The organism is Flavihumibacter profundi (genome assembly GCF_020076305.1).
Lineage (GTDB): Bacteria > Bacteroidota > Bacteroidia > Chitinophagales > Chitinophagaceae > Flavihumibacter > Flavihumibacter profundi.
This window is the reverse complement of sequence record NZ_JAIQXE010000001.1, coordinates 868,434-892,102: the sequence shown is the minus strand read 5'-3', so window position 1 is coordinate 892,102 and position 23,669 is coordinate 868,434. Positions and strand designations below refer to the sequence as shown.

Here is a 23,669-nt window from a genome sequence, read left to right as displayed (position 1 = left end):
GGTGTTATAACGCTTGTGAAGGGATGTGTCAAAAGCTATTTTGCAGGAAAAAATGCAGGAAAGGCTATTACAATTTATCTGGCAGGAGAAATATTTCAATACCTCATCTTTATTTACGGAAACCGGTGAAGAAATTGTAATTCAGGATGCCGGCCTTTTCAATACCCGGCAAGGGCCTGATTTCCTGGATGCCCGTATTTTGCTAAACGGTACTAAATGGGCAGGACATGTTGAAATACACATAAAAAGTTCACAATGGTACCAGCATAAGCATCATTCAGATAAAAATTATAACAATGTAATACTGCATGTAGTTTGGGAAAATGACGATAAGATGCTGTCTGACTCAATCCCTACACTGGTTTTGCAAAACAGGGTGCCTTCCATAATGCTTAGCCGCTACCAAACCCTGATGCAGCAGAACTCAGGGATCGCCTGTAAAGAACTATTGCATAAAGTTCCTGAAACTGTTTGGAAAGGCTGGAAAAAAGAATTACTAACCCGGCGCCTGACCCGCAAGTCGGAAATGGTATTGGATCGCTATACCGAAGCCAGGAATAATTGGGAAGAGTGCAGCTGGTGGTGGATTGCCCGGCAATTCGGCGGTCCGGTCAATGCAGTTTTTTTTGAACAGGTTGCAAGGTCTTTACCCATAAACACCCTGATGAGGCACAGGAGCCAGGTGATACAGATGGAAGCTTTATTACTGGGACAAGCCAACTTTTTAAAAGAATCTAACTGTGACCCATACGTACAGTTATTACAAAGGGAACACCGTTTTTTATCCTCCAAATACCAGCTTTCGGAAGTTCATGGGCAAGCACAACTATTGCGCATGAGACCTGCTGGATTTCCGGCTGTCCGTCTGGCCCAGTTAGCCATGCTTTTGCACCGATGGAAAGAAATACAAACGCATATTTTTGAAAGCAATGATTGGAAAGGGTTGGAAACAATGCTTAATATTACCGCCAATGATTTCTGGCACTACCATTATACGCTGGAAGAAGCCACGCCATTCCAGCCCAAGCACCTGGGCAAAGAAACAATCCATCACCTTATTATCAATGCCATAGTACCATTGGTATATGCAATAGGCTATCGTCACCAGCAACCCCATTTCCGGCAAAGAGCAATCAGCTGGCTTGAAGAGCTGCCTGCAGAAAAAAACAGCATAATAAGCAACTGGAACAGGGAAGGAATTATATCCAAAAATGCAGCCGGAAGCCAGGCACTTTGTGAACTGAAAAACTATTACTGCAATTACAAAAAATGCCTTGACTGCCAGCTATGCCATCACTTGCTGAACAGGTGATGGCATATACATTACCATTCGTAAACCAGGTTAACCGCAACTTCCGGAGAAAGGCTTTTAACGACCGGGCAATTGTTACCAATCCTTTCAAGGATGGTCCGGTCTTTTTCACTTAGGTTTAACGTTTTGGGGAAGCGGATTACAACATCAATTTTCCCAATTCTCCTTGGGTCGCTGACCATGTGTTTCTGAATGTCGAGGGTAGCGCCATCAAGCTGAATATCCATGTCCATGGCTTTAATACCCATTGTAGTAATGGCACAGGTTCCAAGCGCTACACAAACCATATCCGTTGGTGAGAAGCTTTCTCCCTTGCCCCGGTTATCAGTAGGTGCATCAGTTTCAATAGTGGTACCACTTTGGATATGGGTTGCCTTACAGTGAAGTTGTCCTTCATAAACTACAGATGCTGTCATGCTATTATTTTTGCCTAAATTTACGTCAGCTGGTATCTAAAATCATGACCGTGAAAAAAATACTGTTATTATCGATCGGATTTATTTGTGCAACGATGACCTGGGCCCAATCTACACCCACTCCTCAAACCAAGGACAAGAAAACGGTGAAGAAGGAACGGATCAATGCCATGATTAAAATAGAGGAAGAGGGACAATTGATATTTAATACGCATTCGGTATTTGGATTTAAGTTAAATACAGATGGCTGGGGATTTTCATATGAAAAAGGAAAGTTTTTAACTCCCAAAAAAACCAGGCTGCTTCAGTTTGAATTCAATGAGAAAAAACATCCCAAAGAAAATAAGGATGCTGGCAGTGTTGACTTGTTCGGAAATATTAATCAATATGTTTTTGGGAAAGCCATTAATTTTTACCAGTTTAAAGTAGGCTATGGCCAGCAATACCTAATAGGCGGAAAATCCAATAAGAATGGGGTTTCTGTATCTGCGCTTTGGGCAGGAGGGTTGGCAATTGGACTTGAAAAGCCATATTATGTTGATGTGGTAGATGTAAATACTGAAATCAGGGATCGTAAAAAGTTTACGGATATACAAGATTTCAACCAATATGCTTACCTGGGGGCCTCAGGTTTCACAGTAGGCTGGGGGGAATTAAAATTAAATCCGGGTGCACACCTGAAAACCGCCATGCGGTTTGATTACGGACGTTTCAATGAGGCGGTTTCAGCCATTGAAGCCGGCGTTAACCTAGAATACTATGGTAAAAGTGTTCTGCAGATGGTAGATAATAAAGAGAATCACCTCTTTTTCAATGCTTATGTAAGCTTGCTCTTTGGTAAGCGGAAGTAATGTAATTTTGCCAATTATGCAGGAATTACCCGTAGTATCCAAGCTCCAGGAAGCAACGACCAAAGTGAAGAAGCCAAATTGGCTTAGGGTTAAATTGCCAACCGGCGAAAATTACAAACATGTAAGGGAACTGGTAGATACCAATAAACTGCACACCATTTGTGAAAGCGGTAATTGTCCAAATATGGGCGAATGCTGGGGTGCCGGCACGGCCACTTTTATGATACTGGGCAATGTTTGTACCCGGAGTTGCGGATTTTGTGCAGTAGCAACCGGCAGGCCGGAACCAGTTGATTGGGATGAGCCCCAGCGCGTGGCCGAAGCCATTTACCTCATGAAAGTTAAGCATGCTGTCATCACTTCTGTAGACCGAGATGAATTAAAAGATGGCGGATCTGTCATCTGGTACAATACAATAAAGGCCGTAAAGCAGCTTAACCCGGATACAACGCTGGAAACCCTGATACCTGATTTCAGGGGATTTAAAGACCAGATACAACGCATCATCGAAGGTGCACCTGAGGTGGTTTCCCACAATATTGAAACTGTTGAACGGCTTACCAAAAAAGTGAGGATACAGGCGAAATACTGGAGAAGCATGGAAGTGCTTCGTACACTAAAAGAAGGCAAAATGCGTGTAAAAAGCGGCATCATGCTTGGATTAGGTGAAACCCGGGAAGAAGTAATCAGAACGTTAACAGACCTGCGCGATAATGGGGTAGATGTAGTGACAATTGGTCAGTACCTGCAACCAACCCGTAAACACCTGCCGGTTGACCGATTTGTGCATCCAGATGAATTTGCTGAATACCGGGAAATCGGTTATAACCTGGGACTGGATTATGTAGAAAGCGGCCCCCTGGTAAGGTCTTCCTATCATTCAGAAAAACATGTAATTGCCGGTTACGGGAAGAATAAATGGCAAAATGAAAAAAGTGAATAGTGAATGGCAATTGGATATTCCATTCACCATTCACTATTTACCAATAACTACAATGAAGCGTGACTCTGCTTCATTTCCCAAACTAATGCGCTGGCGCCCAGGATAGCTGCATCTGCTTCATGCAAATCGCTTTTTATCACTTTCACTTTATTCTGGAAAATAGGCAATAAATTTTTCTCCATATGTTCAATAGTGGGATCAAAAATAAGTTTGCCTGCTTTGATCAATCCACCAAATAAAATAATTGCTTCCGGCGAAGAGAACATTACAAAATTAGCCAGTGATTCACCGAGAATCTGCCCGGTAAACCGGTATACCTCACGGGAAATTTCATCTCCCAGCATAGCGCAATCAAAAACATGTTTGCTGGTTAATTCTTCAAGGTTGTATTTTCTTAAGAGACTTTCTTTTTCCGGGTTCTTGGCAAGCATTTCTTTTGCAGTAATTACAACCCCGGTCGCTGAAGCATAGGCTTCCAGCGAGCCTACAAGTTTCGTTGACCAGTGTGGCCTTCCGCCCGGACGAATAATAGTATGACCCAATTCCCCTGCAAATCCATCGTGTCCGTAAATCAATTGTCCATTGGCAACAATACCACTTCCTACACCGGTACCAAGCGTAATGGTAATGAAATCACGCATTCCTTTTGCAGCACCGTATTGCATTTCACCAACAGCAGCTGCATTCGCGTCGTTGGTAAGGGCAGTAGGCAATCCCATCTTTTCAGAAACCATATCAGCCAGCGGAACGACACCTTCCCATCTGAGGTTTGGTGCATATTCAATGGTGCCCGTATAATAATTACCGTTTGGTGCGCCGATGCCAATCCCTTTAATATATTCAGAGCCACCAACCTTATCCAGCATAAGGTTCAGGCGCACACAAAGGGCATCTACAAATGCCTGGGGAGTTTCGTATTCAGGGGTGGAAAGCTGTTCATATTGTAACACTTCTCCACGGCGGTTAACAATTCCGCATTTTGTATTGGTGCCCCCGATGTCGACACCAATTGCATATTCGAGCGATGTTTTGGTCATGATATTTCTAAATAAAATTTTAATGTCCCCCGCCAACCTGGCTGTCAAAGTCTAATCCCTGGTGTTTCAATACACTCCTCAGCTTCAGCGCAAGGTAAGCCAGGAAAGCAAAACATGCTGCCGCGAGAAGGTACGAATTATGGAAACCGATAGTTTCTTTCATATCTCCCAGGGTTCCCTGAAGTGGTGGAATAATTGCTCCACCCAAAATCATCATAATCAGAAAAGCAGATCCCTGGCTGGTGTATTTCCCGAGTCCGGCTACACTGAGCGAGAATATACTTGGCCACATTACAGAACAGCAAAGGCCACCCGCCATGAAGGCATAAACAGATACAATTCCATGGGTAAAAACACCAGTCAACATTGCTACGGTTGCTAATACAGAAACAGTCAGCAGTGTTTTAACCGGCTTTTCCTGTCCGTAGAAAAATGCCAGAATTCCAATCACCACAACAATAGCATATCCATACAAATCACTTACATCGTTACCATATGCCCGGTTCACCAGTAAAATAATAGCAAAAGCAACAAAAGGAACCAGAATAGTTGCGATCCGTTTACCCATTTTTGATAGGTTGAACACGCCAATAGCGCCAGTCCAGCGGCCTATCATCAGGCTACCCCAATAAAGCGAAATATACTGTGAGATCTTGCTTTCATCTAACCCGGCATCAGTAAGGTACCCGGGGGATTTCAGCAGGGCCCCAAAATTATTATCGATAGTCACTTCTGCACCAACGTATACAAAAATCCCAATCATACCGAAAATCAATTGCTGGTAGCGCATCGCTCCCCAACCTTCGCTGTTACGGGTAGCTGAATTATTTGACCAGAAAAGAACGCCAACGACAGCTACCAGTGTCATTATCAGCAGCGGCAGTTTACTGAGATCAGTAATTTGTCCAATCAGTATGATAGCAGCAATGATTCCTGTCATTGTGCCCAATGAAATCGCTGCTTTATTAGCCTGTTCAAATTTTTCAGTGTTTTTACCTTCCGGCAGTTTGGAAAAAGTGAAGAACAAGGCAACGGCAGCAAAAACTGCTGCTACGATGATATAAAGGTTATTGACATTGGTAACCGTTACTTCCTTATGTTCACCACCAACGGATCCAAAAAGGAAAAGGCTCACGATAATGGGACCTAGTGTGGTGCCGAGTGAATTGATACCACCAGCCAGGTTCAACCGGTGGGATCCTGTAGAAGGGTCACCCAGGGAAATGGCAAAAGGCTGGGCGGCTGTTTGTTGCAGGGAAAACCCAAGCGCCACTACAAAAAAGGAAAATAGAATGGCCCAGAAAGAGTTTGCATTAGCCGAAGGAATTATAAGTAAGGCACCAACCACAGATATCCATAAGCCATAAATGATTCCTTTCTTATAACCGATTTTATTAAGAATATCATATCCCAGAAGGTTAGATACCAGGAAAAGTGCCAGGGATCCAATAAAATAAGCCCCATAGAAAGCTGAACCAATCAATTGGCTCTGAAACTGGTTCAGGCCAAAATGTGTTTTACAAAATGGAATGAAAATGCTGTTCGAGGCAGCAATAAATCCCCAGAAAAAGAACACCATAACAAGTGTAGTTAGCGCACCTGTGTTGGTAGGTTGTTTAGTTTGCGACATAAGCAATCTTAAGTTTTAGTTACCCGGAAAACCTCAGATAAATTAAAGGCGCTGCTATTGCTGACCAGCCTTCCCCGACCATTGATGAACTTTCCCGAGTTGGTGAAAATAGGAAGGAATTTTATTTGTCTGAAATTTTTTAACGGGTAATACTTGTCTCGGCTTTTTCTTGCTATATTGAATTGCAATTATAACTATGGAAATTCTTCATGTTTCAGCGGAATGCTACCCGGTCGCAAAAGCCGGCGGGTTAGGGGATGTAGTTGGTGCCCTGCCCAAATACCTCAATGCGGCGGGGCATATAGCCAAAGTGGTTATGCCCATGTACAGGACCAAATTCCTGTATGACAACAAATGGGAGGTAGTCCACAAAGGCAGTGCTTACCTGGGAAATACATGGTTCGACTATACCATTATCAAAGAAGCCAGGAATTCGCTTGGCTTTGATTTATACCTGGTTGATATTAACGGCTTGCTCGATCGGGAAAGGATTTATTCCTATGAAGATGACCCGGAACGGTTTATTTCTTTTCAAATTGCAGTTGTAGACTGGGTGGCTTCCTGGAAGCATCATCCGGATATCATTCATGTCCATGACCACCATACTGCGCTGATTCCTTTCATGATCAAATATTGCTATCCTTACCAGAATTTGGCGGAGATCCCGACAGTACTGACCATCCATAATGCACAATACCAGGGCTGGCTGGATTGGAGCAAGTCCGATTACATACCGCATTGGGATGGCTGGAGATGGGGCGTATTAGACTGGAATAATATGATCAATCCACTCGCAGCAGGCATCAGGAGTGCATGGAAGGTAACCACTGTAAGTTGGAGTTACCTTCATGAAATGCGGGAAGAAAGCAATGGACTGGAAGCCCTTTTTGAATATGAAAGAGGGAAATGTGCAGGTATATTAAACGGAATTGATACCAAAGTGTGGGATCCTGAAACGGATAGCTATCTCGACGAACATTTTTCAATAAACACGTTGCCTGAAGGCAAAAGGGCCAATAAAGAGTCGCTTTGTACCGAATTTGGGTTAAACCAGGAAAAGCCGCTTTTTGTTTTTATCGGCAGGCTTGTCGGTGAGAAAGCCGCCGAACTACTTCCGAAGGCAATAGGGGATTCATTATATTATATGAATCAACGCATGAATTTCCTTGTGCTTGGAAGTGGGGAGCCTTACATTGAAGGAGAGTTGGATAATATGCGCGAATATTGGGCCGGGAATTACAATGCCAGGATCGGTTACAATGAAAAATTAAGCCATAAAATGTATGCCGGGGCAGATTTTTTGCTAATGCCCAGCCGTGTGGAGCCCTGCGGGCTTAACCAGATGTATGCGATGCGTTATGGCACTGTTCCTGTTGTACGCAGAACAGGTGGCCTGCGGGATACGGTTAAGGATATTGGCGAACCCGGCGGATATGGCATTTGCTTTAACCAGGCCAGCGTTGGGGATATCACCAATGCTGTATTCAGGGGTACTGAATTATACGAAGACAAAGTCTATTTCAATGCCATCAGGAAGCAACTGATGCAAAAAGATTTTAGTTGGGATAATAGTGCCCAACAATACATAGATGTGTACAAATCTTTATTACCTTAATAAACCAATAAATCCAACATACATATATGTCAATAAGTAAAGAGATTCTTGCCGTAATTCTTGGAGGTGGCGCAGGCACCCGTTTGTACCCCCTTACTGCGAGCAGAAGCAAACCAGCAGTCCCTATTGCAGGTAAATACCGGTTGGTGGATATTCCCATTTCGAACTGTATCAATTCGAACATAAGCAGGATGTTTGTGCTTACGCAGTTTAACTCTGCATCCCTGAACAGGCATATCAAGAACACATACCATTTTAGTGCGTTCAGTTCGGCTTTTGTAGATATCCTCGCCGCTGAACAAACACCCGACAATCCTACCTGGTTCCAGGGTACAGCCGATGCTGTTCGCCAGAGCCTGCGCCACATTGGCCCATTCGACAGTGAATATGTACTGATCCTTTCCGGGGACCAGTTGTACCAGATGGATTTTAGTGCCATGCTGGATAACCATAAAAAGAACGGTGCTGATATTTCCATCGCTACAATACCTGTAGCAGACCGTGAAGCACCTGAATTTGGTATTCTGAAAACTTCAGATGGCTTTATTTCCTCTTTCATCGAAAAGCCCAAAAAGGAATTGTTGCCAGACTGGGTTAGTGATACAGGAGCCGAAATGAAAGCGCATGGCAGGAATTACCTGGCTTCAATGGGTATTTATATTTTTAACCGGAAACTCCTTTTTGACCTCCTGGAGAATGAAAAAAAGGATGCCACTGATTTCGGTAAGGAAATCATCCCGGAATCTATTGATAAATACAAAGTTTGCAGTTACCAATATGACGGATACTGGACTGATATTGGAAATATCTATTCCTTTTTCGAAGCGAATCTTGGCTTGACCGAAGATATTCCTGATTTTAACCTGTTCGATAACAATAATGCCATTTATACCAGGGCCCGTATGCTTCCGCCTGCTAAAATCAGCGGTTCTACCCTGGAAAGAACGGTAATCGCGGAAGGTTCTATTATAAACGCTTCACGGGTTGAAAATACAGTAGTTGGAATACGTTCAAGGATTGGCCACGGAACCACAGTGGTAAGCTGTTACCTGATGGGAAATGATTATTTTGAAACCATATCTGAAATCAATTCTTCAAAGGCACAAGGACATCCGGTACTGGGAATTGGCGACCGCTGCTATATTAAGAATGCCATAGTGGATAAGAATGTTCGCATAGGTGATGATGTACGGATTAATGGCGGGCCACACCTTGAAAACTGCGACCATGCCCTTTATACTGTAAAAGATGGAATTGTGGTTGTAAAAAAAGGGGCTATCATACCGAATGGGTTTGTTATTTAAACAACAGTAATTTCAGTTAGTGAAAGGTGAAAGGTGAAAGGTGAAAGATTTTTTCCCTTTCACCTTTCACTTTTTTTACCTTAATTTAGATACTGTGTCTTTCATACACATTTAACAACGATTGTTATGGCCGCAACACCGTCTCCAGGCGCTTCCAACAAGACTGGTTTAATCCCAAAGCCAAAACTCACTATTGCCCAGATTTTTACAATGAGTTTCGGATTCCTGGGAATCCAGTTTGGTTTTGCACTGCAAAATGGAAATACAAGCAGGATCCTGCGTTCATTCGGGGCTGATGTTGAAAACCTGCCAATGTTCTGGCTTGTAGCACCTCTGGTCGGCATGATTGTCCAACCGATCATTGGCCATTATAGTGACCGCACCTGGAATCGTATGGGAAGAAGGAAACCATATTTTTTAACCGGGGCCTTACTTTCCTCGCTTGCTCTTATATTCCTGCCAAACTCCGGAACTTTGGCTGGTATAATACCTGTACTATGGATAGGGGCAGGAATGGTAATGGTAATGGATGCCTCATTTAATATCGCGATGGAACCTTTCAGGGCTTTGGTCGCAGATAATCTTTCCGATAGCCAGCGTACATTAGGATTCAGTATCCAGACATTTCTAATCGGCTTAGGGGCTGTAGCAGGTTCAATACTCCCCGAATTGCTGTCGCAAATTGGATTTAGTATGGAAGCCGGTCCAAATGGTGTGGCTGATAATATCAAATATTCATTTTATATAGGTGCAGCTGTTTTCATATCAGCGATTTTGGTAACTATTTTCTTTTCAAATGAATATACACCAGCTGAATATGAACTATATCATGGCAAACAGGACAGGAGCCAGGAAAAAGCCGGCCTTACCGAGATACTTAAGGATTTCAAAAACATGCCAAGAACAATGAGGCAGTTGGGGCTGGTACAATTTTTCAGCTGGTTTGCACTTTTTAGTATGTGGGTATTTACAACAGATGCAGTTGCAACACACGTTTATGGTTTAAGCGGGGATTATTCCAAATCAATAGAATATAACGAAGCAGGAAACAAAGTGAGCTCCGCCTTTGGTGTCTATAATTTCATCGCAATGGTTTATGCATTATTCCTGCCAGTTATAGCCCGGACTTTCGGCAGGAAATTAACGCATGCTTTCTCCTTAATAGCAGGCGGAATCGGACTGATCTCCATTTTTTTTATTAAAGACCCTTCCATGCTGAAATTTTCAATGGTTGGTGTTGGCCTTGCCTGGGCAAGCATTCTTGCAATGCCCTATGTTATTTTATCAAGTTCTATTCCTCCGGGTAAACTGGGGATTTATATGGGGATTTTCAACTTTTTTATAACCCTTCCACAAATAGTTAACGGTGTATTTGGAGGCTGGATTGTTAAACATATTTACAATGGAGAACCAGTTTATGCCATTGTCTTAGCAGGATTTTTCATGTTATGCGCCGCAGTAAGTGTCCTGTTTGTATATGATGAAGGCTGGGTTAAAATCAAACAGGAAAAACTTATCAATGTAACCCGATAATAAAAAGGGATGAAACAGATCTGTTCAGTTTTATGCGCTATATTTTTGCTTTCCCAAACATTTGCCCAGGAACTTTCATTTTATCCCACAAACTGGTGGGTCGGAATGAAGAATCCTAAGTTGCAGATCATGGTGCATGGTAAGGATGTTGGCAAAAGCACGGTCAGTATTGCAAAATACCAAGGCATTACCCTGCAAAAAATAACTAAAGCAGAAAATCCAAATTACATATTCCTCGATTTGCTGATTTCGGCAAATACAAAACCCGGAAAGCTGGCCATACAGTTTAAACAAGGCACAAAACTTGTAAAATCAGATTATTTACTGAAAGTAAGACAGGAAGGCAAGGGCAGAACCTACGCCCAGGGGGTTACTTCTTCAGACCTGATATACCTGCTGATGCCCGACCGGTTCAGCAATGGGGATCCATCCAATGACCGTATACCAGGTTTAAAGGACCAGTCTTTGAACCGGGATTCCATATTCAACCGCCATGGGGGAGATATTAAAGGGATTATTAACCATCTTGATTACCTGCAGGATCTTGGTGCAACTACAGTTTGGATGACCCCTGTGCTGGAAAACGACATGCCGGACAGGACGGAGCATGGCTATGCGATTACCGATCATTATAAAGTTGATCCCCGGTTAGGTACAAACGAAGATTATATAGCGCTTGGTAATGCCCTGCACAAAAGAGGCATGAAACTGATACAGGACGCAGTCTATAACCATTGTGGTTTATACCATTTTTTTGTGCAGGACAAGCCAATGAAAGACTGGCTGCACGAATGGCCGACTTATACAGGTACCAATTATAAAGACCAGGCTCTTTTTGATCCGTATGCTGCAAAAACAGACAAGCAAAAAATGGTTGATGGCTGGTTTACGCCTATGATGCCGGACCTGAACCAAAATAATCCCTTTGTAGCCAATTTCCTGATCCAGAATGCCATCTGGAGCGTGGAAACCTTTAGGGTCGACGGCTGGCGGATAGATACCTATATTTATAATGACCTGGCTTTCATGAATCGCTGCAATAAGGCATTATTAGAGGAATACCCCCGGATTTCCCTGTTTGGTGAAACCTGGGTGCATGGTGTGCCCAACCAAAGTTTTTTCTGTGAGAACACAATGAAACTGTCATTTAACAGTAATTTGCCGGCTACCACAGACTTCCAGCTATTGTTTTATGGCATCCAGGAATCTTTGGCAAAACCATTTGGGTGGACCGACGGTGTAAACAAACTGTATACCACTACTGCACAGGATTTCCTGTATAAGAACCCAATGCGTGAAGTGATTTTTCTTAGTAACCATGACCTGCCGCGATTCTATTCAGTATTAAACGAAGACACAGCAAAATATAAGGTAGCCCTTTCCTGGTTACTTACATTTCGTGGTGTGCCGCAATTGTATTACGGGGATGAAAACCTAATGACCGGTTTTACAAATCCTGATGGCCGGGTGAGGCTGGATTTCAAAGGAGGCTGGGTAGGAGATACGGTAAATAAATTCACAGCCGGAGGACGCACCCAAAAAGAAAATGCCATTTTTAACCACATTCGCAATTTAGCCCAATTCAGGAAAACCTCTACGGCCATCAAAACAGGCAAAATGATGCAATTTGCCCCCGAAGAAGGTGTTTATGTTTATTTCCGCTACGACCAGTTGCAAACTGTTATGTGTATCATGAATACCAATAATACTGAAAAAGACATTGACCTTTCCCGATTCAGGGAACGGTTAAACAAATTTAAAACTGCCAGCGATATCCCGACCGGTAAAAATTTTCAGCTTGGAAAAAGCCTCCATCTAAGTCCCATGAATATGCTGGTCCTGAACCTTCGCTAAAACTACCCCTGGCGGGGTGAAATATAGTTATAACATAGACCACCAGATGAATTTTTGTCCGCGTTTATCCCAATCCTTAAACGTACTTGTGAGCATTGGCGCAAGTTCATGGCTTGTGATTTTTTTTCCTTTACCGTTGATGGCAAAAACTGAAGCCGGAGGCTGGTTGAGTTCAACTTTTGTTGCGTACCAGGTTGAATATAAACGCGGTACAGCTAATCCAAGTATCATGCCCGGTAATCCGCCAAAAGATTCTGGACCACCACTAACGGGGATTTCCTCTGTGTAAAAAGCGACTACATATACGGAATCACAAATTACAGTTACTGCTTTCCGGCATTCAAAACCGGCAATAGTGCGGGTTTCACTACTTAATTTCCATTGCAGGCGATTGGTACTGTCAGCAACAATAAATGTTTGTTCGAATACAGTTTTACGGCTCGTGAATAAAAGCCCGTTGAAATCGGTGAGCACAGAATTTTCTTTAGCCGGTCCAATCATCCAGGGCTCCATTTTAGCGTCTGCTTCTTTGCCAGGCTGGTATATTGCTTTGTCTTTATTGAAGGACAACTGGAAATAGGAAGTATGAAACTTAGGCTGCTTGGTCAGGAAATCCTTGAACCACTCGCTATCGTCATTATTTTCTGATTCAAACTGCCGGTGAACATTAATTTTCCGCTCATATTCAATTGTACCGTTGTTAATAAAAATAGTCTGTGCCTGGGTTTGCCTAACCAGGCAGAAACCTGCAATAAGTATCAGAATATTTTTCATAGCACTATTTTGCACCGGGGTTCTTGCTGAAGTTCCAGGTAAAACTCAGCAGCCAGTAGCGTTTTAAGGTTAAGTAGGTATTTTCAGAAACAAAATTGCTGGCAGCATTTCGCTGGTACCCAACATTCTGGTTTAATATATCGTTCATGATAAACCGAAGTTCGCCGGCATCATTCTTCCAGAATTTTTTGCCCAGCCAGCCGTTCCATAGCCAAATATTGCGATCCTTGCCAAACAGATCAGTTTTTTGACGCCAGTTATACATTAAGGAAGAATTGACTTCGAATTTATAGGGCAGCTGAACAGTTGTGGAAAACTCATTATCTACAGTCCAGTATTTGGTAATGATATCGGGCCGGACAGATGATTTACTATTGGTAAATGATGGCCGTGTTTCGATATTCATTGAAAACTTTTTTTCCTTATCATAGTAAGCCCCTAAATTCCCACCAAGGGTATAGTATGTATTGGTATTCTTAATTCCATTAATGAAATTATTGATCTTGCCACCATTTGCATTCAGGCCGGAGTTTATATTAACTTTCAGCTTCTTCAACTGGAACCAATAGCCACCATACAGGAAGTAATTAATGTTTCCATTTACATTAACAAACTGGTAAACCCTTCTTCCTACGGAATCAACAAAATCATTTCCACTGATTGCATTTTCAACCAGGTCCATTCCGCCATTCAAATAAATATTCCGGCTGGTCAGCACTTTATAATCGTTGAAAAAAGCATTGAAATTATGCCTGAATTCCTGCTTAAGGTTTGGATTACCCACCTGTATATTCAAGGGGTCTGTGTTTTCTGCAATAGGCTGTATTTGCTGCAGTGTAGGCTGCCTGGTACTTCCGTTATAACTGAACCTTAATCCCCTTTGGGCGCCCATTTTAAAGCGGATGTTTGCTTTTGGAAACAGGTTTACAAAATTATAGCGGTAGGTTGTATCCTTTTCAAGGTCTGTCTGTTTATAGCTTGCGTTGGATAAATTAGAACCGAAGGAAGCGGTAATTTTATCTCCGTTAAACCTGAAATTTAAGCCGCCACTCTGTGAATTAATATCATATGCATAATCACTGCTGTATATGGAATCCAAAGACTGGTATTTTCCATTTTGATCCTTGTTATAGGAGCTTTTCAGTGCGCTGCTATTGTTAATTCTATAGCCGTAATTTATTTCGACAAACCATTTCTTTGATAAAGGTTCTGTGTAGGAAATCTTGCCGTTAAAAATATTACTTTGCTGGAAATTATCTTTTTTCTGGTCTATCGTATCGTTCCTGAAATTAAGGCCGGCACTGTTGTAATAACTATTGATGGCCATTAATTGCCCATCCGTCTGGTTATTACTGTACTTGTGATCGAAGGCAATTGAAATTGTACGGCCTTTCCTGGCAAATTTCTTTCGCCAGATGGCGGATATACTTGATTGTTGCTTTTCGCCTGTTGAAAACAGGTCTCTTAACTGGCCATTTACCGGTTGCCCGTCCTCATTTAAGGATTTGGTAATAAACTGGGATTCATTCCTGGCGCTTGCCAGGCTGCCATTTGCCGTTACTTTCAGGCTGGATAATGAATCCAGTTTTACGTCATAAAAGCCATTAAACTGGTGCCGGTCGTTAAGCGTATTGGTTTTTCGCAACTGATTGGAAAAGTATAGGGTATCTGGCAAAATATATTGAGTGATATTAGTGCCTTCATTTAAAATATCCTGTTTATAATATTGGTAGTTGGCATTCAGGTTTCTTTTGTCAGCCAACCATTTATTAGAGTAGTGGGCTCCTGCAGTCCAGGCCTTTGGCAAACCCTCACCATTATAACGCCCTCCCCAGGTATTAAACTCATCACCTTCGTTATAGGAATAGAAATAACCTTCTTCCTCGTTAAATTCCACATTATCACCTCCACTGAATTTGTTGTTATCAGACCAGTCCAGCCCGGCTTTACCAGTATTTGCCATTGTGCCATAGGCTGCAATTTTTCGTTTGCCCTTGAACAGGTTGGCCATGGCTTCATTCTCAAAATATCCAGGTAATCCGCCAGCAATTTTAGCTTTGCCAAAATAGCCTTTCTTACGGTCTTCCTTCATCTGCAGGTTAATAGTTTTCTGTTTTTCGCCATCATCGACCCCTGTAAATGCCGCCTGGTCGCTTTTCTTATCAAATACCTGCACTTTATCTATGGCATCCGCCCGTAAATTTTGCGTAACCACGGCAGGGTCATCACTGAAAAACTCTTCCCCATCTACCAGTACCTTCTGGACTTTTTCGCCCTGGGCGGTGATTTCTCCTTTTTTATTAACCTGCAATCCGGGTAATTTCTTCAGTAATTCCTCAACATTGGCGCCTTGCCGGACTGCAAAGCTATCGGCCTTGAATTCCAGCGTATCTCCACGCATTCTTATCGCCCCGATTTTTTGGGAAACAATTACTTCTTCCAGCAGGACCGATTTCTTAATAAGGTTAATTTTACCTACATCCAAACTGCTCCCATCAGGTTTTATTTCATCGAGGAAATCAGCAAATTTCGGGTAGGAAACCATTAGCAGTAAGGGCTTGGTAGTATTAACAGTTAGCTGGAAGTGGCCGGAAGCATCAGTCCTTGTATATTTTAGCAGTATAGAATCCCTGGTTAATATTGAAACAATTGCATTGAAGAGGGGCTTCCTTTCAGACGTATCGCCAACCTGGCCGCTAACAATAATAGTTTGTGCATGCAATGAACCGGCCAGCAACAGGCCCATGATAAGGTAGTTTAATTTTCTCATAATCGGTTCTGGAAGCGAATGCCGAAAATGATATTAAATATTCGAACAACTGGTAGTTCATGCATTAATATATCGTTAAAACGTTAATTTTAAGACAACAGATTTAATATGCCAATAACGGACTTAACCTACGAACAAGATAACTTTATCGATACAAGCAAGAAAGTCTGGAATTATTCCATACTAACAGATGAGGATATCCGAAATTATCAACAGGGTACACACTATAGTATATATAATAAACTAGGTTCACATTCTATTAAGGTTTTGGATAAATGGGGAATGTATTTTGCTGTATGGGCGCCTAATGCAACAAGTGTTTCTGTAAAAGGCAACTTTAATGACTGGAAAAACTTTGACTATGAATTATATCCCCGCTGGGATAAAAGTGGTATTTGGGAAGGGTTTATACCTGGCTTCAATTTAGGCGAGGTTTACAAATACCATATCAAGGGTTTTATGGGCATTGAGGTGGATAAAGGCGATCCTTTTGCAAATTTCTGGGAGAAGAGGCCATTAACTGCTTCCATAACCTGGGACCTTCATTATGACTGGAAAGATAAGGAGTGGATGGAAACCCGTAAAAAGCACAATTCCCTGGATGCCCCCTGGAGTGTATATGAAGTACACCTTGCAAGCTGGATGCGGCCTGATAAAAATGATGAAGAAACATATAATTCATACGAAGAAATTACTGCCCGGCTCGTGCCATATGTCCAGGAAATGGGATTCACACATGTTGAACTCATGCCGGTAATGGAACATCCTTTCGATGGTAGCTGGGGCTACCAGGGCACAGGCTATTTTGCACCAACATCAAGGTTCGGGTCGCCCCAGGATTTCAAAGCTATGGTCGATGCTTTCCATGCAGCAGGTATTGGTGTTATACTTGATTGGGTACCTTCACATTTCCCATATGATTCCCATGGACTGTATATGTTTGATGGAACGCATACATACGAATATGCGGACATGCGTAAGGGTTATCATCCTGATTGGAACTCTTATATTTTTAATTATAAAAGGGGAGAGGTGAAATCTTTCCTTATAAGTAGTGCAAGGTTTTGGTTAGATCAATTCCATATAGACGGCATCAGGGTGGATGCTGTTTCTTCCATGCTGAAACTGAATTATTCAAGGTCGGAAGGACAATGGGAGCCCAATGAATTTGGCGGAGACGGTAACCTTGAGGCTATTGCTTTTATTAAGGACCTGAATGAAACGATTTACCGTGATTTCCCAGACGTACAAACTATTGCCGAAGAAGCTACTGACTGGCCAGGAATTTCCAAACCCACATTCGAAGGCGGACTGGGTTTCGGTATGAAATGGATGATGGGCTGGATGCACGATACGCTTCGCTATTTTAAACAAGACCCCATTTACAGGCAATTCGCGCAAGATGCACTTTCCTTCAGCATGATGTATTATTATGACGAAAATTTCATGATGCCCCTTAGTCATGATGAAGTGGTGCATGGCAAAAGCCCGATGATCTATAAAATGCCTGGGGACGATTGGCAGAAATTTGCCAACCTGCGATTATTATATTCTTATATGTTTGCCCACCCTGGCGGAAAACTTCTCTTTATGGGTGATGAGTTTGGATCGACTGTTGAATGGAATTATAAAAGTGAATTACCCTGGGAACTGATGCAGTTTGAATCACACCGCGGCCTGAAGGATTGCGTGCGTGACCTTTGCCTTTTATTGCGCAGGGAGCCTGCTTTATATGAGAAACAATTTGATAAAGAAGGATTTGAATGGGTAGATCTCGACCATCGTGCAGAATCAGTGATTGTATTTCGCCGGAAAGGCTTAAATCCAGAGAATGACCTGCTAATTGTGTTGAATATGACCCCTGAAGTGCGTCGCGACTGGAAAATCACTTCCTATGGTAAAGCTGTTTGGAAAGAAATATTCAACAGTGATGGCAAGCAGTATTGGGGTACCGGCGATGTTTTCAATCCTGATATACCAGTTACTGAGGTGGATAAAAAAAGGGATTTATTTGAAATAAACCTGCACCTTCCGCCGTTAGGGGCTATAGTGCTGCGGTAATCATCCACGGCAGGTTATATCATTTCAATCCGTTTCTATGACAAAGCTAGTCATGACAATGATTTGTTTCATCTCTATTGCCATATGCCATGGACAGTCTGATAGTTTGAATTTTTACCTCAAAAAAGGGCAGGAAGCAATTTCAACGGCACAAACACTTCAAGCTTATCAATACTATAAACAAGCCACTTCATTCGACTCCAGAAATCCTGTAGCTTTAAGGGGAATGGCAAATTCGGCCAGTGAACTTAAATACTACGCCATTGCCCGGGAAACTTTTAAAAAATTACTGGAATTAACACCAAATGATCCTGCTGCAGTCGGTCAACTGGCCCAAATGAATTTCATTACCCATCAATGGACTGATGCAATTGACATGGCCAAGCGGGCGAATACTTTTAGCTCAGGCACAAACAATGACTGGATAATTGGAAAATCTTATTACGAAACAGGGGAATTTGGCAGTGCTGCTGTATACCTGGAAAAAGCCTGGAAGAAAGACAGCTCAAATGCTGAGACCGCATTTACCCTGGCCCGCAGTTATGTTGAACTGGGACAATATCCCAAAGCCACCGAATTTTACGAGCGGGCCTTACGCCTGGCACCGGATAATGAAGTATGGATGTATGAAGTTGCCATGACATATTCTGCCATTCCTGACGAAGTGAAAGCCGTTATTTGGTTTGAAAAGGCAATTGGAAAAGGATATCCAAGAACAAGGGAAGTGATGGGCAGCATGGTAATATCTTATATGGGGGCAAAAGCCTATGACAAATGCCTTAAACTGACCAATGAAATTCTGGCTGCAAAGCCCGATGACCTGGAAATGCTTTACATGGGCGGGGAGGCCAGTTACAGGTTGGGCAAATTGCAGGATGCCATTAATTACTGGGAAAAAATGCTGACTATCGATAAAAACCAGTCCAGGGCCATTTTTATGATTGGGATTGCCTATATTAAATCTGGAGAAAATTCAAAAGGGGAATCCTTATGCGATAAAGCTATTGCCATGGATCCTTCGCTGGCAAGCCTTAAAAATAACCGGTCGCAATTTGGGCTGTAAACCTGCTTTCACCAAAATGGTTCCTACATTTTTTCAGGAACTTTAATTCCCAGCAAATTCATACCAGACTCAATCACATTGGCTGTCATAACGGCAATTCTTAACCGCAATTCCTTTTTCCCGGGAGTTTCCGCTTTACTGACTGAATGTTCCGTATAAAATGAATTAAATGTTTTTGCCAGGTTGTATATATAATTAGCCAGTGCTGAAGGATTGTGTTCTGCGGCAGACTGGCCTATGATTTCAGTGTATTGTTCCAGTGTTACCAGCAAAGCCTTCTCCAGCGGTAATAAACTATCAGCAAAAAAATCAATACCATTGCCAGGTTGCTCTTTGCGAAGTATCGATTTAATCCGCGCATGGGTATACTGTATGAAAGGCCCCGTATATCCGTGGATATCGATTGATTCTTCCGGATTGAAAATCATTTTTTTCTTAGGGTCTACCCGAAGCAGGTAAAATTTCAAAGCACCAAGGCCAATTATATCATACAATTCCTTTAATTCTGCCGGACTGAAATCCTTAACCTTTCCCAGTTCCTGTGTATGGTGCTCCGCAATTTTTACCATTTCATCAACCAGGTCATCAGCATCAACCACAGTGCCTTCACGGCTTTTCATTTTTCCAGTTGGCAGTTCCACCATTCCATAAGATAAATGGAAAATCCCATCAGCCTTGGGAAGCCCCAATTTCTCAGCAATCAGCTTCAAAACCTTAAAATGGTAATTTTGTTCATCGCCGACCACATAAATGCTCTGGTCAATTTTATATTCCTCGTATTTCTGTTGTGCTAAGCCTATATCCTGGGTCATGTAAACTGAGGTGCCATCTTTCCGTTGTACCAGCTTTTCATCCAGCCCGTCGGCTGTAAGGTCGATCCAAACACTGCCATCTTCTTTTTTATAAAACACACCTTTTTCCAATCCCGCCTGTACCGTTTTTTTGCCCAGGAGGTAGGTATTGCTTTCATAGTAGGTAATATCGAAATCGCTTCCGATCCGGTTATAGGTTTCTGTGAAACCGGCATAAACCCAGCTATTCATTTTTTTCCAGAGATCAATGATTTCGGGCTTTCCAGCCTCCCAGTCAACAAGCATCTGCTGCGCTGCTTTCATAATCGGAGCCTCTTTTTCGGCCTGTTCTTTTGACATGCCACCAGTAACCAGGCTTTCAATTTCAGCTTTTAATGCATCGTTGAATTGTACATAATAGTCACCTACGAAATGATCCCCTTTTTTTCCGGTTGACTGGGGTGTAGCCCCGTTAGCATAACGTTGCCAGGCAATCATACTTTTACAAATATGGATTCCCCGATCATTTACAATGCAACTTTTAATGACTTCAAAACCATTTGCCTGCAAAATTTCAGCGGTACTACGGCCAAGGAAATTATTTCGCAAATGGCCCAGGTGGAGGGGTTTGTTGGTATTAGGAGAAGAATATTCCACCATCACTTTTTTCCCGTTGCGGGGTGACTTGCCAAAGTTCTTGTCAGAGTATGATTTTTCAAGGAAACCTGTCCAGAACTGGTCTGCAATCACCAGGTTCAGGAATCCTTTGATAATATTATAACGTGTAACAAACCCATTGCTGTTAGCCACCAGGTGGTCGCCGAGGGTTTTTCCGAGTGCTTCCGGGGAAGCCTTCAATGATTTGATAAGTCCAAATAAAACAATCGTATAATCTCCTTCAAATTCCGGTTTGGTCTGGTTGATCTGGAATGCCTGGGGATCAGCCTGGCCTGGATAGCCAGCAGCGATAGCCGATGAAACAAGGCGATGTATCTGTTCTGTTATTGCCATAAATTCGTTGTGGGCTGCAAAAGTAATAAGAATATCTTTGCAGGCCTATGTCCAACTGGTTAGTAAACACGATCACCAAGGTTATAGATTTTTTTTACCCGCCCTTCAAGCGGTTCATTCCGTTACAAACCTTCCGCTATATCGCCTGCGGGGGAGGAAATACCTTCCTCGATATATTTATTTATTTTATCAGTTACAATTTCATCTTACAAAAAGAGGTCGTGCATTTTGGCAGTATTGCCATAAGTCCGCATATCATGGCTTTTATCCTGGCATTTACCATTAGTTTCCCAACGGGATTTTTCCTGATGCGTACGGTTGTTTTCCATGATTCTGACCTGAAAGGAAGGGTCCAGCTGTTTCGTTATATTTTAATGGTTATTGTCTGCATATTGCTCAATTACATTTTTATAAAACTTTTTGTAGAGCGTTTTGGCATTTATCCCACCGTTGCGAAGATGCTAACCACCCTTATTGTGGTTGCTTTCAGCTATATGGCCCAGCGCAAATTCACCTTCCGGAAAGGGGAGCAGTCATAGGGCATTTTGTCCACCCGGCGGGTAATACCCGGCGGGTAAAATAATAATTTGTCAGTCGGCACCCATGAAAACTGCCATTTCTGCCATTTTTTCACCTTCCGAAGTCATTGGCATATCTATTGACAATCAAAAGAGTAATTCATTTATAAAAGGAAAATTAATCATATGGGAAAGATTATTGGTATAGACCTCGGAACTACCAACAGTTGTGTGGCCGTTATGGAAGGAAATGAACCTGTAGTAATCGCCAATGACGAGGGCCGCCGTACGACCCCTTCTGTGGTAGCCTTCCTGAAAAACGGAGAACGTAAAGTTGGTGACCCGGCAAAGCGTCAGGCTATCACAAACCCTCAAAACACCATTACCTCTGTAAAACGCTTTATGGGTCGTCGTTTTGACGAGGTTACTGAAGAAATCAGCCATTGGAGTTATAAAGTTGCCAAGGGTGATAATAACACAGTACGGATTGACATCGATGGCCGCCTGTATACACCACAGGAAATCAGTGCCATGGTATTACAGAAAATGAAAAAAACAGCTGAAGACTACCTTGGTCAGGAAGTGACCGATGCAGTAATCACTGTGCCAGCATATTTTAATGATGCCCAGCGCCAGGCAACGAAAGAAGCCGGGGAAATTGCAGGCCTGAATGTTCGCAGGATAGTAAATGAACCAACAGCTGCCGCCTTGGCTTACGGACTTGATAAAAAAGGCAAAGACCAGAAGATTGCTGTATTTGACCTTGGTGGTGGTACTTTCGATATTTCCATTCTCGAATTGGGTGATGGCGTATTTGAAGTTAAATCGACTAACGGTGATACCCACCTTGGTGGTGATGATTTCGATAAAGTGATCATGGACTGGCTGGCAGATGAATTCAAAAAAGAGGAAAATGTTGACCTCCGTAAAGACCCCATGGCCCTGCAACGCCTTAAAGAGGCAGCTGAAAAAGCCAAGGTGGAATTATCTTCCTCATCTGAAACAGAAATCAACCTGCCCTATATAACCGCAGTTGATGGAGTTCCTAAGCACCTTGTCAAGAAATTGAGCCGTGCTAAATTTGAGCAGATCGCTGACAAATTGTTCGAGCGCTGCCTGAAGCCTTGTGAGCAGGCCCTGAAAGATGCCGGAATGAACATTTCCCAGATCGATGAAGTGATTTTGGTAGGTGGTTCAACCCGTATACCAAAAGTGCAGGAAATTGTAGAGAAATTCTTTGGCAAAAAGCCCAATAAAGGGGTTAATCCCGATGAAGTTGTGGCAGTAGGTGCCGGTATCCAGGGAGCTGTTTTAACAGGCGAAGTCAAGGATGTATTGCTGCTAGATGTTACCCCGCTGAGCCTCGGTATTGAAACAATGGGTGGCGTAATGACCCGTTTGATAGAATCTAATACAACGATTCCAACCAAGAAGTCAGAAACTTTTTCCACTGCCAGCGATAACCAGCCAGGTGTACAGATACACGTATTACAGGGTGAACGTCCGATGGCATCCCAAAATAAGAGTCTGGGTATGTTCAACCTGAACGATATTCCGCCAGCTCCGCGGGGTGTGCCGCAAATTGAAGTAATCTTCGATATCGACGCCAATGGCATTTTACATGTAACAGCCAAGGATAAAGGAACAGGCAAGGAGCAGAAAATCAGGATTGAAGCAGGCTCCGGACTAACTAAAGAAGAGATTGAAAAAATGAAGGCTGAAGCAAAAGCCAACGAATCAACTGATAAGGAAGCCAGGGAAAAAGTGGAGAAAATCAACCAGGCCGACAGCCTGATTTTCCAAACTGAAAAGCAACTGAAAGAGTTTGGCGAAAAAATCCCTGCGGATAAGAAAGCGCCTATTGAAACAGCACTCGCAAAACTTAAAGATGCGCATAAGACACAGGATATCGCTGCTATTGATGCTGCGGTAACTGAAATGAATACTGCCTGGACAGCCGCTTCTGAAGAGATTTACAAAGCCCAACAAGGAGGTGAAGCCCAGCCTGGTTCAGGCGGACCAGCAGGTGCACAGGCAGGAGCAACAGGTGAAAATGTTACCGATGCAGAGTTTGAGGAGGTGAAATAATCTGGTAAGCAGTAAACGGTAAATTGTGAACCGTGAACCAAGAATAAAAAAAATGCCCCGTTAATTCGGGGCATTTTACTAAATTCGCTTCAAATTTT

The 23,669-nt window shown here is 42.7% G+C and carries 17 protein-coding genes; 11 read left to right on the top strand and 6 right to left on the bottom strand.

What is annotated here, in order from left to right; all coding sequences use genetic code 11:
* The first annotated feature begins 25 nt into the window (after window positions 1–25).
* The gene (locus LAQ65_RS03710; RefSeq protein ID WP_224115590.1) at window positions 26–1,312 is read left to right on the top strand and encodes a DUF2851 family protein; all 1,287 of its coding nucleotides are present in this window, start codon (window positions 26–28) and stop codon (window positions 1,310–1,312) included.
* Window positions 1,313–1,323: 11 nt separating this feature from the next.
* Here the strand turns inward: LAQ65_RS03710 and LAQ65_RS03705 are convergent, their stop codons facing one another.
* Window positions 1,324–1,728, bottom strand: coding sequence for an OsmC family protein (locus LAQ65_RS03705; RefSeq protein WP_224115589.1), 405 nt, complete (start codon window positions 1,726–1,728; stop codon window positions 1,324–1,326).
* A gap of 50 nt (window positions 1,729–1,778) precedes the next feature.
* Between LAQ65_RS03705 and LAQ65_RS03700 the strand changes: the two genes are divergently transcribed.
* Window positions 1,779–2,579 carry a hypothetical protein gene (locus LAQ65_RS03700; protein ID WP_224115588.1) on the top strand — a complete coding sequence of 267 codons (801 nt, stop codon included), beginning with the start codon at window positions 1,779–1,781 and terminating at the stop codon, window positions 2,577–2,579.
* A gap of 16 nt (window positions 2,580–2,595) precedes the next feature.
* The gene (gene lipA, locus LAQ65_RS03695; protein ID WP_224115587.1) at window positions 2,596–3,522 is read left to right on the top strand and encodes a lipoyl synthase; all 927 of its coding nucleotides are present in this window, start codon (window positions 2,596–2,598) and stop codon (window positions 3,520–3,522) included.
* A 47-nt stretch (window positions 3,523–3,569) separates the two neighbouring features.
* On the opposite strand, the gene LAQ65_RS03690 is transcribed toward lipA, so the two are convergent.
* Window positions 3,570–4,559: an ROK family protein gene (locus LAQ65_RS03690; protein WP_224115586.1), complete on the bottom strand. Its 990-nt coding sequence runs from the start codon at window positions 4,557–4,559 to the stop codon at window positions 3,570–3,572.
* Between the two features lie 19 nt (window positions 4,560–4,578).
* Window positions 4,579–6,189, bottom strand: coding sequence for an MFS transporter (locus LAQ65_RS03685; RefSeq protein WP_224115585.1), 1,611 nt, complete (start codon window positions 6,187–6,189; stop codon window positions 4,579–4,581).
* 196 nt (window positions 6,190–6,385) lie between these two features.
* Between LAQ65_RS03685 and LAQ65_RS03680 the strand changes: the two genes are divergently transcribed.
* From LAQ65_RS03680 to LAQ65_RS03665, 4 genes are all read left to right on the top strand, one after another.
* Window positions 6,386–7,804, top strand: a complete 1,419-nt coding sequence (locus LAQ65_RS03680; RefSeq protein WP_224115584.1) for a glycogen synthase — start codon at window positions 6,386–6,388, stop codon at window positions 7,802–7,804.
* A gap of 26 nt (window positions 7,805–7,830) precedes the next feature.
* Window positions 7,831–9,108, top strand: a complete 1,278-nt coding sequence (locus tag LAQ65_RS03675; protein WP_224115583.1) for a glucose-1-phosphate adenylyltransferase — start codon at window positions 7,831–7,833, stop codon at window positions 9,106–9,108.
* A 126-nt stretch (window positions 9,109–9,234) separates the two neighbouring features.
* A complete protein-coding gene (locus LAQ65_RS03670) occupies window positions 9,235–10,641 on the top strand; it encodes an MFS transporter (RefSeq protein ID WP_224115582.1) in 1,407 nt (468 codons plus the stop codon).
* 9 nt (window positions 10,642–10,650) lie between these two features.
* Complete coding sequence (locus tag LAQ65_RS03665; protein WP_224115581.1) at window positions 10,651–12,495, top strand: glycoside hydrolase family 13 protein; 1,845 nt, start codon at window positions 10,651–10,653, stop codon at window positions 12,493–12,495.
* 27 nt (window positions 12,496–12,522) lie between these two features.
* Here LAQ65_RS03665 and LAQ65_RS03660 read toward each other — a convergent pair whose 3' ends face one another.
* The gene (locus LAQ65_RS03660; RefSeq protein WP_224115580.1) at window positions 12,523–13,269 is read right to left on the bottom strand and encodes a GLPGLI family protein; all 747 of its coding nucleotides are present in this window, start codon (window positions 13,267–13,269) and stop codon (window positions 12,523–12,525) included.
* A 4-nt stretch (window positions 13,270–13,273) separates the two neighbouring features.
* Entirely contained in the window at window positions 13,274–16,039 is a 2,766-nt protein-coding gene (locus LAQ65_RS03655; RefSeq protein ID WP_224115579.1) for an outer membrane beta-barrel family protein, read from the bottom strand.
* 108 nt (window positions 16,040–16,147) lie between these two features.
* Here LAQ65_RS03655 and glgB point away from each other — a divergent pair, with 108 nt between their 5' ends.
* Together glgB and LAQ65_RS03645 are read left to right on the top strand one after the other, a co-directional pair.
* Window positions 16,148–18,100, top strand: coding sequence for a 1,4-alpha-glucan branching protein GlgB (gene glgB, locus LAQ65_RS03650; protein WP_224115578.1), 1,953 nt, complete (start codon window positions 16,148–16,150; stop codon window positions 18,098–18,100).
* Between the two features lie 37 nt (window positions 18,101–18,137).
* Window positions 18,138–19,163 (top strand): tetratricopeptide repeat protein, encoded by a 1,026-nt coding sequence (locus tag LAQ65_RS03645; RefSeq protein ID WP_224115577.1) that lies wholly within the window; start codon window positions 18,138–18,140, stop codon window positions 19,161–19,163.
* Window positions 19,164–19,186: 23 nt separating this feature from the next.
* Here LAQ65_RS03645 and argS read toward each other — a convergent pair whose 3' ends face one another.
* Window positions 19,187–20,965, bottom strand: a complete 1,779-nt coding sequence (gene argS, locus LAQ65_RS03640) for an arginine--tRNA ligase (RefSeq protein ID WP_224115576.1) — start codon at window positions 20,963–20,965, stop codon at window positions 19,187–19,189.
* A gap of 47 nt (window positions 20,966–21,012) precedes the next feature.
* Here argS and LAQ65_RS03635 point away from each other — a divergent pair, with 47 nt between their 5' ends.
* A complete protein-coding gene (locus LAQ65_RS03635; RefSeq protein WP_224115575.1) occupies window positions 21,013–21,504 on the top strand; it encodes a GtrA family protein in 492 nt (163 codons plus the stop codon).
* Window positions 21,505–21,669: 165 nt separating this feature from the next.
* The gene (dnaK, locus tag LAQ65_RS03630) at window positions 21,670–23,571 is read left to right on the top strand and encodes a molecular chaperone DnaK (RefSeq protein WP_224115574.1); all 1,902 of its coding nucleotides are present in this window, start codon (window positions 21,670–21,672) and stop codon (window positions 23,569–23,571) included.
* Window positions 23,572–23,669 lie beyond the last annotated feature (98 nt).